The following is a 12861-nucleotide window of genomic DNA, read 5'->3' as shown; positions in this document are numbered from 1 at the left end:
GTTAGCCGCTTAACGGCTGCTCACTCGCTGCTCCAGAAGAACGCGGTTGGACAATGAAACCAACTCCCCGTCGTCTGTCAGCAGCGTGGTTTTCACCGTACCGATCTCTTCGATCTGCCCTTCGACATCACCAATCCGCACCTCTTGCCCTACCTGATACAACTCCCGCACATAAATCCCTGCCAGTATTTGGCCAGCAAGCTCACGACTTCCCAACCCCATGGCCAGCGCAATTGCCAGACCAACGGTAATCAAAACGATCACAATCACGTGATTGAGCAGGTCAGTTTTGACTTCCAGCTGACTGATCGCCACCGAAATACTGATAATGATGACCAGACCCTGGGCGACTCTACCCAGGCCTGCAGCATAATCAAGCCCTACTCCTTCGGCACCGCCTCGCACCAGGCCGTTGACCAGTTGCGCCAGTAGCACCCCAACCATCAGCACCAGTGCAGCACCAAATACCTTTGGCAAATACCCTGTCAGCATGTCCAGCGTCGCGGAAACCCGCTCCAGCCCCAGCGACCCAGCCGCTGTAACCAGAAAGGTCAACAACACGAACCAGTAAACAATTTTGCCAACCAGCGTCGAAATGGGCACCTGAACGCCGGCACGACTGATCAGCTTGGTCAGGCCAGTGCCTGCCATCAAACGATCCAGACCAACCTTGGCGAGCAGCTTGGACAGCAAGGTTTCGAGCAGCTTGGCGACAACAAAACCGAGCAACACGACGACCAGAGCGCCCAACAGGTTCGGGATGAAAATCGCAACCTTGGTCCACAATGCGGTCATTGCGGCAACCAGACTCTGGGTCCAGACATCCAATTCCATGTTCAATCAGCCTTATCGACAGGACGAGCGGTAGAATTCTTTTTACGTGAAACCGGTGCAACATGGGCCGAGCCGTTGTTCAAAGCGATCATCATCGCTTCAGTCCAGCGGCCCAGCAGACTGAACAACACACCTGCGCCGACCTGGCGATTGGCGGTCTTCAGTACGCGACCAAGGCATGCATCATCATCCCGGCTGGAGGATGAGGACTTGAGCATGTCGCGCAATGATTCTTCAAACGGATCGTGCATAGGCACCTCTCGTAACGTCCAGTGAAGACGCATGCCGATTCGGACGAGTCACAAATCAGTCCCTGGACGCACGTTAAAAAACTTAACACTAAACCCAGCGCAAGCGCCGAAACAACCACCACTGCCCTAAAGCCAGCGCGACGATCAATGCGCAGGCCACCAGAAATCCGTACGAGCTGTCAGAGCCGGGAATCCCGCCAACGTTGATCCCCAGCAAGCCTGTCAGGAAGCTCATGGGTAGAAAAATTGCTGTGATTATGCCAAAGCGGTACATCGTGTGATTCATCCGCTCCCGCAAACGCCGGTCTTCGGACTCCAGCACCAGCCCCACTCGCTCGCGGGTTAATTCAAGCTCTTCGAGATAACGCGTCAGGCTGTTGTTCAGCTCGTTCCAGTAATCAGCGTCATCGTCAACGAACCATGGCAACTTGCTGCGACTTAACTGTCCGTAAATCTCCCTCTGTGGAGAGAGGAAACGCCGCAGTCCCGCAGCCCGGCGACGAATATGCAGCATTTTGCCATGATCAGGGGTATACCGTTCGTCGGCATCTATCTTTTCTTCCTCTTCATCCACTGATTCGGTGAGGTCACCCACCAGCGCCTGAACCTTGTCGGTCAGGTATTGGGCGAGATAAAGGATCAGTTCAGAAGCCGTTTTAGGGCCCTTGCCTTCGTTCAGTTGTTCAATCAGCTCGTCCGTGGCGCGTAATGGTCGCAAGCGCAAGGAAATAACTTGCTGGGCTGCGGCAAAGATCCGTACCGAGACCATGTCCTCCGGCTCAGCCCCAGGATTGAGATTGACCCCACGCAGAAACAGCAGCAGTTTTTCGTCTGGCAGCGGTAGCAAGCGCGGCCGGGTATTTTCCTCGAGCAAAAGGTCACAGGCGAACTCGCTCAGACCGCTGGCCGTCCGCAGCCATGTATGAGTTTGCGGATGACCACGGTCCCAATGCAGCCATACACTTTCGTGCGGCTGCAATTGCAGGCAATCCAGTTCGGTCCGAGCGATGAAGCGTGCCCCGCCTTTACCGTCCAAAACGAGGGCATGAACCAGCCCCCACTGCGCGTTTGTTTCGTCGAACATTAATACTTCGCTTATTCGGGCATTGTCAGAGGCGACGGTGAAACAATCACACCATTGTTGTCGGCATACACATATTCACCCGGACGGAACGTGACCCCGGCAAAGGTCACCACCACATTCAGTTCACCAATACCGCGCTTGTTGGTTCTCAGGGGATGACTGGCCAGAGCCTGTACGCCCAGATCCGTTTGCGCCAGGACATCCACGTCGCGGATACAGCCGTAGATCACCATACCTTGCCAGCCGTTGTGTGCGGCCTTCTCGGCAATCATGTCACCGAGTAGCGCGCAACGCAGCGAACCGCCGCCGTCGACCACCAGCACCTTGCCCTTCCCGTCCAGCTCGGCCTGCTCCTTGACCAGCGAGTTGTCCTCAAAGCATTTGACGGTCACGATTTCGCCGCCAAATGAATCACGGCCACCAAAATTGCTGAACATCGGCTCAAGAACCTGAACCAGATCCGGATAAGCGTCACACAGGTCGGGAGTGAGGTAATGCATGGTGGTACTCCTGTCAGTGAAAGATCAGCGTCTTATGATGTGTCTGCCTATGAACCGTAGCTCATAAGATCAAAACGTATCCAGCTTCGCGACCTTTAACTGATACAGCCTTTGACTGAAATGCATTTCGCGTCCTGATGGAGTTGCAATCTGCGCCCAGTGTAATACGCCGAAGTCACTCGCCAACGGCCATCGGCGTTTGTGACAGCTCCTGTACAGCCAGGCAGCCGTCGTTCAGCCATTCCGGGACCAACGGCCAGACCTCGCGCTGGGCGCTTTTGCTGACCAGCATCTGTACATGGTCGAAATCTTGCGAGAAACCCTGCTCACGCCCCAGGCAGAGGAATTTGCGCTGTTGCGATCCCACCTGATCAAAGAGCTTGCGGCACGCCCAGACCGGGTCTTGATGGTCGCCAACGGCGGCAACCGCCAGCACCGGCACTTCAACGCTGGACAAACCTGCCCACCAGTCCGTCTCGCGGTCACCGAAGCGGCCGAACATTCCATGCCAACGCATACTTTCCAGCACCAGACCGATGGGCTCATCCTCTGGACCCCGCTTGAAACGCGGGCCGGAAATGTGATCAAACGGCTTCAACAGCATGCGCCCCGCCCACTGCACTGGCGGAATCTTCAGCGGCCAGTAATCACGACTGACCTGGCTGCCGAACAAGGCAACGGAGGCTGCACCAGGTGGGCCAAGATACTGCCCGCCCAGCGCAGCCGCCAGAGTGGTGCCGCCCAGGGAATGGCCGATCCAGTGCGGAATCTGCCCGCTCTGCTCCCGCACGAATGCCGCAATGGCGGGTACGTCATAGCGGGCGTAATCAGCGACACGATTGGAACGGTACGCCTGGTTACGCGCCGACAGACCGTGACCACGCATTTCCGGGATCCATACATCGAAACCGGCTCGCGCCAGATAGGCACCCAGGCCAATGCCTTTAGGGGAATACCAGAAGCGCCGGTTGGAAAAGCTGCCGTGCATCAGAATGACCGGCACACCGCGAACATCAGGCTGCGCGACCAGACCCAGCCGGGTCACCGCAATTTCGACGCTGTAATCGGGACTGTTGGCGGGCTTGAGGCGGTAAACGTCTTCGATCAGATCGCCACAACGTTCTGCGCTGATCAAAGCCACAGGAAAGAGAGTGCTGCTGCTTTGCATATTGCTCAAACAATCAAAGGTCGGTGTGAAAACCGTCCGTGGTAAACGTAAAAAAGCCCCGGCTCACCGAGATGAACCGGGGCTCCACTCAATCACATCAGACCGGGGCCTGAGCCTCAGCCAGGAAGAACCAGGTTTCCAGCACGGAATCCGGGTTCAACGAAACGCTTTCAATGCCCTGATCCATCAACCAGCGGGCCAGATCCGGATGGTCCGATGGACCCTGACCGCAGATGCCGATGTACTTGCCAGCCTTGTTACAGGCCTGAATGGCATTGGACAGCAGCTTCTTCACTGCTGGGTTACGCTCGTCAAACAGATGCGCGATAACCCCGGAGTCACGGTCCAGCCCCAGTGTCAGCTGGGTCAAATCGTTGGAACCGATGGAGAAGCCGTCAAAGTACTCGAGGAACTCCTCAGCCAGAATGGCGTTGGACGGCAGCTCACACATCATGATCACGCGCAGGCCGTTTTCGCCGCGCTTCAGACCGTTCTCGGCCAGCAGATCAATAACCTGACTGGCTTCGCCCAGCGTGCGCACGAACGGCACCATGATCTCGACGTTGGTCAGGCCCATTTCCTCACGCACACGCTTGAGGGCACGGCATTCCAGCTCGAAACAGTCGCGGAAGTTTTCGCTGATGTAGCGGGAAGCGCCACGGAAACCCAGCATCGGGTTTTCTTCTTCCGGCTCGTACATCTTGCCGCCGATCAGGTTGGCATACTCGTTGGACTTGAAGTCCGAGAGGCGCACGATGACCTTTTTAGGAGTAAACGCTGCGGCCAGGGTACTGATGCCTTCGACCAGCTTCTCAACATAGAAGCCAACCGGGTCGTCGTAACCGGCGATACGCTTGTCGACGCTGTCTTTGATGTCCTGAGGCAGGCTGTCGTAGTTGAGCAGCGCCTTGGGGTGCACGCCGATCATGCGGTTGATGATGAATTCCAGACGCGCCAGACCGACACCGGCGTTAGGCAATTGAGCGAAGTCAAATGCACGATCCGGGTTGCCGACGTTCATCATGATCTTGAACGGCAGCTCAGGCATGGCATCGACCGAGTTGGTCTTGATGTCGAAGCCCAGCTCGCCTTCGAAGATGTAACCGGTATCGCCTTCCGCGCAGGAAACCGTGACGCCCTGACCGTCCTGCAACAGTTGCGTGGCATTGCCACAACCCACGACCGCCGGAATGCCCAGCTCACGGGCAATGATCGCCGCGTGGCAGGTACGACCGCCCCGGTTGGTGACGATGGCGCTGGCGCGCTTCATGACCGGCTCCCAGTCCGGATCGGTCATGTCGGAAACCAGTACATCGCCGGGCTGGACCTTGTCCATTTCGGACACGTCTCTGATGATGCGGACCTTGCCTGCGCCGATGCGCTGACCAATGGCCCGACCTTCCACCAGCACCGTGCCGGTTTCCTTCAGCAGGTAGCGCTCCATGACATTCGCCTGGGCGCGGCTTTTCACGGTTTCAGGACGCGCCTGGACGATGTACAGCTTGCCGTCATCACCGTCTTTGGCCCACTCGATATCCATCGGTGCCTTGTAGTGCTTCTCGATGATCATCGCCTGCTTGGCCAGCTCTGCGACTTCCTCGTCAGTCAGGCAGAAACGCGCGCGATCAGCAGGCTCGACGTCCACGGTTTTCACCGAACGCCCCGCCTTGGCTTCTTCGCCATAGATCATCTTGATGGCCTTGCTGCCCAGATTGCGCCGCAGGATGGCCGGGCGACCCGCTGCGAGGGTGCCCTTGTGTACGTAGAATTCGTCAGGGTTGACCGCGCCCTGCACCACCGTTTCACCCAGGCCGTAAGCGCCAGTGATGAACACCACGTCGCGGAAGCCGGATTCGGTGTCCAGGGTGAACATCACGCCTGCCGTACCGGTTTCGGAGCGCACCATGCGCTGCACGCCCGCCGACAAGGCTACGAGCTTGTGATCAAAGCCCTGGTGAACACGGTAGGAAATGGCCCGGTCGTTGAACAACGAGGCAAACACTTCCTTGGCCGCACGGATGACGTTTTCAACGCCGCGGATATTAAGGAAGGTTTCCTGCTGCCCGGCAAAGGACGCATCGGGAAGGTCTTCAGCAGTGGCGGAAGAACGCACGGCAACGGCGAGATTCGGGTTGCCTGCCGACAGTTCGGCAAAGGCAGTGCGGATTTCGGCGTTGAGCTTTTCGGGGAACTCGGCTTCCATGATCCACTGACGAATCTGCGCACCGGTTTTGGCCAGCGCGTTGACATCGTCGACATCCAGAGCGTCCAGGGCTGCGTGGATCTGATCATTCAGACCACTCAGCTCAAGGAAATCACGGTAGGCCTGGGCCGTAGTGGCGAAGCCACCGGGCACCGAAACGCCAGCACCTGCAAGGTTGCTGATCATTTCGCCGAGGGATGCGTTCTTGCCTCCCACATGCTCCACATCATGGACGCCGAGCTTATCGAGGGAAACTACGTACTCTACCAAGGTGATCTCTCCACTAACTGTGTTGTTGTTGGGAAAAGCTCAGTCTGGGTCGCCCCGCTACCGCGAGGCCCCGAACGCGTTCTGGCCTGGCCTCAAGCCGAAACCTGGAAAAAAGTTGTGAATGCCAACCACTCGGGCCCGCAAGCGCGCCTATGATATCCAACAATCGTCACCAGCTTAAGGCCAAAGGCGCAAATGAAACGATCTGCTTTTTTTATCTCCGACGGCACCGGGATTACCGCTGAAACCCTTGGCCAAAGCCTGTTAGCGCAATTTGAGAACATTACGTTCAACAAGTTCACCAGGCCCTATATCGACAGCGTCGAGAAAGCGCGGGCGATGGTACAACAAATCAACAATGCCGCCGACAAGGACGATGTCCGCCCGATCATCTTCGACACCATCGTCAATCAGGACATCCGCGAGATCCTGGCGACGTCCAATGGTTTCATGATCGACATCTTCTCGACCTTCCTGGCACCGCTGGAGCAAGAGCTTAGTTCACACTCCTCCTATTCGGTGGGCAAATCGCACTCCATCGGCCACAACTCCAATTACATGGAGCGGATCGAGGCGGTGAACTTTGCGCTGGACAACGACGACGGTGCCCGTACGCACTACTACGACAAGGCAGACATCATTCTGGTGGGCGTGTCGCGCTGCGGTAAAACCCCGACCTGCCTGTACATGGCCATGCAATTCGGCATTCGCGCTGCCAACTACCCACTGACCGAAGACGATATGGAGCGCCTGCAACTGCCAAATGCGCTGAAGGAACACCGTAGCAAATTATTCGGCCTGACTATTGATCCAGATCGCCTTACCGCCATTCGCCACGAACGCAAGCCCAACAGCCGCTATTCCAGCTACGCCCAGTGCGAATTCGAAGTTCGTGAAGTGGAAAGCCTGTTCCGCCGGGAAAACATCCCGCACATCAACTCCACCCATTTCTCAGTGGAAGAAATCTCGGCCAAGGTGCTGGTGGAGAAAGGGGTTGAGCGACGGTTTAAATAGGCCTGCGCCGCCCGCCTGTAGGAGCGCGCTTGCCCGCGAGGCGGTGTGTCAGCAAAAAATCAATTGACTGATCTGACGCCATCGTGGGCAAGCGCGCTCCTGCAGCACCTCATTCGCCTAACCCGGCACTCTCACCCAACCCTCCATCAACACCCTCGCGCTACGGCTCATGATGGCTTTGGTGACTTTCCATTCGCCAATGCTCTGCAGCGCCTGAGCCCCGACCCGCAAGGTGCCGGATGGATGTCCGAAGCGCACCGCCTCACGCTCAATGCCACCCGCTGCCAGATTGACCAACGTACCGGGAATCGCTGCGGCTGTGCCGATCGCTACCGCCGCGGTGCCCATCATGGCGTGATGCAACTTGCCCATGGACATGGCCCGCACCAGCAGGTCGATATTACTGGCAGCTACCGGCTTGCCGCTGGACGCGATGTAGTCAGCAGCTTCTGCCACGAACGCGACTTTCGGCGTGTGCTGGCGGGTTGCAGCTTCTTCCAGATGCTTGATCAAGCCCATGCGCAGCGCGCCGTGGGCGCGGATCGCTTCAAACATCGCCAGCGCTTTAGGGTCGCTATTGATATCGCCCTGCAATTCACAACCGCTGTAGCCGATGTCTCGAGCGTTAACAAAAATGGTCGGGATGCCAGCGTTGATCAACGTGGCCTTGAACGTGCCAACACCTGGCACCTCCAGCTCATCCACCAGATTGCCGGTAGGGAACATTGAACCACCCGCGCCCTCCTCGTCAGCGGCTGGATCGAGGAACTCCAGCTGCACTTCGGCTGCCGGGAAGGTCACGCCATCCAGTTCGAAATCGCCGGTTTCCTGCACCGCGCCGTCAGTAATGGGCACATGGGCAATAATTGTCTTGCCGATATTTGCCTGCCATATCCGCACCACGGCAACGCCGTTTTGGGGAACCCGCGAGGCGTCCAGCAAGCCGCTACTTATCGCAAATGGGCCCACTGCGGCAGAAAGATTCCCGCAATTGCCGCTCCAGTCCACGAAGGGCTTGTCGATGGAGACCTGACCGAACAGGTAATCCACGTCGTGATCCGCCCGACTGCTGCGCGACACGATAACCGTCTTGCTGGTACTGGAAGTCGCAGCACCCATCCCGTCGATCTGCTTTTCGTACGGATCCGGGCTGCCGATGACCCGCAGCAGCAAAGCATCGCGAGCCGCACCTGGCACCTGCGCTGCTTCGGGCAAGTCCGCCAGCTTGAAGAACACGCCTTTACTGGTACCGCCGCGCATATAGGTGGCGGGGATTTTTATTTGTGCTTTATGAATCATGAAATCATTGTCCTCACTTGATTGGGTCCGGACGCTACGCGCTGAACTGGACCCGTTGGAGCGAGGCTTGCCCGCGAAGAGGCCAGATCAGACATAGACTTCCTAAAACTCAAAGATGGCCTTTGCGGGCAAGCCTCGCTTCAACAGAAACTAATCCCACAAGTGATCAAACCGTCTCGGCCGCCTCAAGAAAATCCTGCGCAAAGCGCTGCAAAACCCCGCCCGCTTCGTAGATCGAAACCTCTTCAGCCGTATCAAGACGGCAGGTCACCGGCACATCGACTCGCTCACCATTCTTGCGGTGGATCACCAATGTCAAGGTGCTGCGGGGTATACGCTCGCCGACTACATCGAAGGTTTCGCTGCCATCAATGCCAAGCGTATGGCGATCGACACCCGGCTTGAACTCCAGCGGCAGAACGCCCATGCCCACCAGATTGGTGCGGTGTATGCGCTCGAAACCTTCGGCAGCGATGGCTTCGACACCCGCCAGCCGCACACCTTTGGCCGCCCAGTCACGAGAGGAGCCCTGGCCGTAATCTGCGCCCGCAATAATAATCAGCGGCTGCTTGCGCTCCATGTAGGTTTCAATCGCCTCCCACATTCGCGTGACCTGACCTTCCGGCTCGATACGTGCCAGCGAGCCCTGCTTGACCTTGCCGTCGATCAGCACCATTTCGTTGATCAGCTTGGGGTTGGCGAAGGTCGCACGCTGCGCGGTCAAATGGTCGCCCCTATGCGTCGCGTACGAGTTGAAGTCCTCTTCCGGCAGGCCCATTTTCGCCAGATATTCCCCGGCAGCGCTGTCGAGCATGATCGCGTTGGACGGTGACAAGTGATCAGTGGTGATGTTGTCGCCGAGCACGGCCAGCGGACGCATGCCTTTCAATGGACGAGCCCCCGCCAGCGCGCCCTCCCAATAAGGCGGACGTCGAATGTAAGTGCTTGGCGCACGCCAGTCATAAAGCGGTTTGACCCGCTCACCGTCGTCGGCCTTGATCTCGAACATCGGGATGTAAACCTGACGAAACTGATCCGGCTTGACGCTGGCTTTGACCACCGCGTCGATTTCCTCGTCACTCGGCCAGATGTCTTTCAACGTGACCGGATTACCTGCCTTGTCGATGCCGAGGACATCCTTCTCGATATCGAAACGAATGGTGCCAGCAATCGCATAGGCCACCACCAGGGGCGGTGACGCCAGGAAGGCCTGCTTGGCATAAGGATGAATGCGCCCGTCAAAGTTGCGGTTACCGGACAATACCGCCGTGGCGTACAGATCCCGGTCGATGACTTCCTGCTGGATGACCGGATCCAGCGCGCCGCTCATACCGTTACAGGTGGTGCAGGCAAAACCGACGATGCCAAAGCCCAAGGCTTCCAGCTCCGGCAGCAGATTGGCTTCCTCCAGATACAACTGCACCGCCTTGGAACCCGGCGCCAACGACGATTTGACCCAGGGTTTTCGGGTCAGACCAGCAGCGTTGGCATTGCGCGCCAGCAGACCCGCAGCAATGACATTGCGTGGGTTGCTGGTGTTGGTGCAACTGGTGATCGCCGCGATGATCACCGCGCCGTCGGGCATCAGACCCGGTTCATTTTCCACCACGCCGGAAATTCCCAGCGCGGCCAGTTCGGAAGTTGGCACCCGGCGATGAGGATTGGAGGGTCCAGCAATATTGCGTACGACGCTGGACAAGTCGAATTTCAGCACACGCTCGTACTCGGCGGTTTTCAGACTGTCGGCCCACAGGCCAGTCTGTTTAGCGTAGGTTTCGACCAGCCTGACTTGCTCGGGCTCGCGCCCGGTCAGGGTCAGGTAATCAAGGGTTTGCTGATCGATGTAGAACATCGCCGCCGTCGCGCCGAATTCAGGCGTCATGTTGGAGATCGTTGCTCGGTCGCCCACGGTCAGCGCGTTGGCACCGTCGCCGAAAAACTCCAGGTACGACGACACGACTTTCTCGGCCCGCAGAAACTCGGTCACGGCCAGCACAATGTCAGTGGCCGTGATACCCGGCTGACGTTTGCCCACCAGCTCAACGCCGATGATGTCCGGCAGGCGCATCCACGACGCCCGGCCGAGCATGACGCTCTCGGCTTCCAGCCCGCCGACGCCAATGGCGATCACACCCAGCGCGTCCACATGAGGCGTATGACTGTCGGTACCGACTAATGTGTCCGGAAATGCCACGCCCTCCAGTGCATGTATCACAGGCGACATTCGCTCCAGATTGATCTGGTGCATGATGCCGTTGCCGGGCGGGATCACATCGACATTCTTGAAGGCTTTTTTGGTCCAGTTGATGAAGTGAAAACGGTCTTCGTTGCGGCGATCTTCAATCGCCCGGTTACGTTCGAAGGCATCAGGTTCGAAACCGCCATGCTCAACCGCTAGAGAATGGTCGACGATCAACTGCGTCGGCACCACCGGATTGACCAATGCCGGGTCACCTCCTTGCAACGCGATGGCGTCACGCAGGCCGGCCAGGTCAACCAGCGCCGTCTGGCCAAGAATGTCGTGACACACCACTCGGGCCGGAAACCACGGGAAGTCCAGGTCGCGCTTGCGCTCGATCAACTGTGAAAGGGATGCGCTCAGGGTGGCCGGATCACAGCGCCGCACCAGATTTTCCGCCAGCACTCGCGAGGTATAGGGCAAGGAGTCGTAAGCGCCGGGTTTGATGGCATCCACTGCTTCACGTGCATCAAAATAGTCCAGTGAAGTGCCGGGCAAGGGTTTGCGGTGTTCTGAATTCATGGCGCTGGGCCTCAATCACGGAAATGGTGGGAGCTCTTATAAGGGGCAACAAACTCATCTCACTCTGTAGGAGCTGCCGAAGGCTGCGAAGCGTTCATCTGACACAACGCCATCGCGGCCTTCGGCAGCTCCTACAGGTCCAATGTTTGCCGCGAGACAGCGCGATGCCATGGACACCGGGGCAGCCCTTACCTGAACATTTTTATAATCAGCGCTTATCGATACTCACAAAACTGCGCTGCTCCACGCCGACATACTCGGCGCTGGGTCGGATGATGCGGTTATTGGCACGCTGTTCGAACACGTGCGCCGCCCAGCCAGTCAGGCGTGAGCAAACGAAAATCGGTGTGAACAGCTTGGTCGGGATGCCCATGAAGTGGTACGCCGAGGCATGGTAGAAGTCGGCGTTGGGAAACAGTTTTTTCTGCTCCCACATGGTTTTGTCGATGGCTTCAGACACTGGGTACAACACGGTGTCGCCCGCTTCCTCGGCGAGCTTTTTCGCCCAACCCTTGATCACTTCATTACGCGGATCCGACTCTTTATAGATCGCGTGACCAAAGCCCATGATTTTGTCTTTGCGCTCCAGCATGCCAAGGGTGCCTTTGATGGCGTCTTCGGCAGAGTCAAAACGCTGAATCATCTCCATGGCCGCTTCATTGGCGCCGCCGTGCAACGGACCGCGCAACGTGCCAATCGCCGCCGTGATGCATGAGAACAGGTCGGACAGCGTCGAGGCACAGACCCGCGCCGTGAAGGTCGAGGCATTGAATTCGTGCTCTGCGTAGAGGATCAGGGAAACGTCCATGACCTTGCGATGCAGGTCACTGGGTTTCTTGTCCAGCAACAGATGCAGGAAATGCGCGCCAATAGAGTCCTCGTCGGTCACGCAATCAATCCGCTTGCCGTCGTGGCTGAAGCGATACCAATAACACATGATCGCCGGGAAGGCCGCGAGCAGGCGATCAGTTGAATCACGCTGTTGCTTGAAGCTGGCTTCCGGCTCCAGCGTGCCCAGCATCGACGCGCCAGTGCGCATGACGTCCATTGGGTGGGTATCAGCAGGGATCCGCTCGAGGACTTCCTTCAAGGCTGGCGGCAGGTCACGGAGCTTTTTCAGCTTCGCCAGGTAGCTATCCAGTTGCGCCTGAGTCGGTAGCTCGCCATACAACAACAGATAGGCGACTTCTTCAAAACGCGCTTCGGCAGCCAGCTCTTTTACGTCATAGCCCCGGTAGGTCAAACCGGCACCGGTCTGGCCCACGGTAGACAAAGCAGTCTGCCCGGCAACCTGACCACGCAGGCCCGCGCCGCTTAATACTTTTGCTTCAGCCATTGCTCTCTCCAATTTTGGATTTTTTAGGGATTTGGCAATTCGTTGAGAACTCAGAGCTCCCGGTAGGAGCCAACTTGTTGGCGAGGCGGTGTCAGACCCGACGCTTCGCCAACAAGTTGGCTCCTACCGGGTCGTCGCGCC

Annotated in this window: 11 protein-coding genes; 2 read left to right on the top strand and 9 right to left on the bottom strand. The window is 57.8% G+C overall.

Annotated features, from left to right (window positions below):
* Window positions 1-9 precede the first annotated feature (9 nt).
* The 6 genes from AO242_RS10650 to ppsA form a co-directional block, all read right to left on the bottom strand.
* The gene (locus AO242_RS10650; RefSeq protein WP_099268665.1) at window positions 10-834 is read right to left on the bottom strand and encodes a mechanosensitive ion channel family protein; all 825 of its coding nucleotides are present in this window, start codon (window positions 832-834) and stop codon (window positions 10-12) included.
* 2 nt (window positions 835-836) lie between these two features.
* Entirely contained in the window at window positions 837-1085 is a 249-nt protein-coding gene (locus AO242_RS10645; RefSeq protein WP_027902737.1) for a hypothetical protein, read from the bottom strand.
* 88 nt (window positions 1086-1173) lie between these two features.
* A complete protein-coding gene (locus tag AO242_RS10640; protein WP_099268664.1) occupies window positions 1174-2169 on the bottom strand; it encodes a zinc transporter ZntB in 996 nt (331 codons plus the stop codon).
* Window positions 2170-2180: 11 nt separating this feature from the next.
* The gene (gene rraA, locus AO242_RS10635; RefSeq protein WP_099268663.1) at window positions 2181-2669 is read right to left on the bottom strand and encodes a ribonuclease E activity regulator RraA; all 489 of its coding nucleotides are present in this window, start codon (window positions 2667-2669) and stop codon (window positions 2181-2183) included.
* Between the two features lie 175 nt (window positions 2670-2844).
* Window positions 2845-3837: an alpha/beta fold hydrolase gene (locus AO242_RS10630; protein WP_099268662.1), complete on the bottom strand. Its 993-nt coding sequence runs from the start codon at window positions 3835-3837 to the stop codon at window positions 2845-2847.
* Window positions 3838-3934: 97 nt separating this feature from the next.
* Window positions 3935-6310, bottom strand: a complete 2376-nt coding sequence (gene ppsA, locus AO242_RS10625) for a phosphoenolpyruvate synthase (RefSeq protein ID WP_099268661.1) — start codon at window positions 6308-6310, stop codon at window positions 3935-3937.
* Here ppsA and AO242_RS29945 point away from each other — a divergent pair.
* Both AO242_RS29945 and ppsR read left to right on the top strand, forming a co-directional pair.
* The gene (locus AO242_RS29945) at window positions 6257-6466 is read left to right on the top strand and encodes a hypothetical protein (RefSeq protein WP_049827198.1); all 210 of its coding nucleotides are present in this window, start codon (window positions 6257-6259) and stop codon (window positions 6464-6466) included. The genes ppsA and AO242_RS29945 overlap by 54 nt on opposite strands.
* Before the next feature lie 39 nt (window positions 6467-6505).
* Window positions 6506-7324: a posphoenolpyruvate synthetase regulatory kinase/phosphorylase PpsR gene (gene ppsR / locus AO242_RS10615; RefSeq protein ID WP_027902742.1), complete on the top strand. Its 819-nt coding sequence runs from the start codon at window positions 6506-6508 to the stop codon at window positions 7322-7324.
* Window positions 7325-7441: 117 nt separating this feature from the next.
* Here ppsR and prpF read toward each other — a convergent pair whose 3' ends face one another.
* The 3 genes from prpF to prpC all read right to left on the bottom strand — a co-directional run bounded on the left by prpF (window position 7442) and on the right by prpC (window position 12720).
* A complete protein-coding gene (prpF, locus tag AO242_RS10610; RefSeq protein WP_099268660.1) occupies window positions 7442-8623 on the bottom strand; it encodes a 2-methylaconitate cis-trans isomerase PrpF in 1182 nt (393 codons plus the stop codon).
* Window positions 8624-8789: 166 nt separating this feature from the next.
* On the bottom strand, window positions 8790-11384 hold the full coding sequence (gene acnD, locus AO242_RS10605; protein ID WP_099268659.1) for a Fe/S-dependent 2-methylisocitrate dehydratase AcnD: 2595 nt from the start codon (window positions 11382-11384) through the stop codon (window positions 8790-8792).
* Window positions 11385-11592: 208 nt separating this feature from the next.
* Window positions 11593-12720, bottom strand: coding sequence for a bifunctional 2-methylcitrate synthase/citrate synthase (gene prpC / locus AO242_RS10600; protein ID WP_099268658.1), 1128 nt, complete (start codon window positions 12718-12720; stop codon window positions 11593-11595).
* Window positions 12721-12861: the final 141 nt, after the last annotated feature.

Origin of the sequence: Pseudomonas sp. ICMP 561, from assembly GCF_002699985.1 — a bacterium.
Lineage (GTDB): Bacteria > Pseudomonadota > Gammaproteobacteria > Pseudomonadales > Pseudomonadaceae > Aquipseudomonas > Aquipseudomonas quasicaspiana.
This window is presented reverse-complemented; position numbering and strand designations above follow the sequence as displayed.

Bases quoted from the DNA above. Each gene is read 5' to 3' on its own strand.
- AO242_RS10650 (WP_099268665.1), bottom strand. From the start codon at position 834: ATGGAATTGGATGTCTGGACCCAGAGTCTGGTTGCCGCAATGACCGCA.
- AO242_RS10645 (WP_027902737.1), bottom strand. From the start codon at position 1,085: ATGCACGATCCGTTTGAAGAATCATTGCGCGACATGCTCAAGTCCTCA.
- AO242_RS10640 (WP_099268664.1), bottom strand. From the start codon at position 2,169: ATGTTCGACGAAACAAACGCGCAGTGGGGGCTGGTTCATGCCCTCGTT.
- rraA (WP_099268663.1), bottom strand. From the start codon at position 2,669: ATGCATTACCTCACTCCCGACCTGTGTGACGCTTATCCGGATCTGGTT.
- AO242_RS10630 (WP_099268662.1), bottom strand. From the start codon at position 3,837: ATGCAAAGCAGCAGCACTCTCTTTCCTGTGGCTTTGATCAGCGCAGAA.
- AO242_RS29945 (WP_049827198.1), top strand. From the start codon at position 6,257: ATGCTCCACATCATGGACGCCGAGCTTATCGAGGGAAACTACGTACTC.
- ppsR (WP_027902742.1), top strand. From the start codon at position 6,506: ATGAAACGATCTGCTTTTTTTATCTCCGACGGCACCGGGATTACCGCT.
- prpF (WP_099268660.1), bottom strand. From the start codon at position 8,623: ATGATTCATAAAGCACAAATAAAAATCCCCGCCACCTATATGCGCGGC.
- acnD (WP_099268659.1), bottom strand. From the start codon at position 11,384: ATGAATTCAGAACACCGCAAACCCTTGCCCGGCACTTCACTGGACTAT.
- prpC (WP_099268658.1), bottom strand. From the start codon at position 12,720: ATGGCTGAAGCAAAAGTATTAAGCGGCGCGGGCCTGCGTGGTCAGGTT.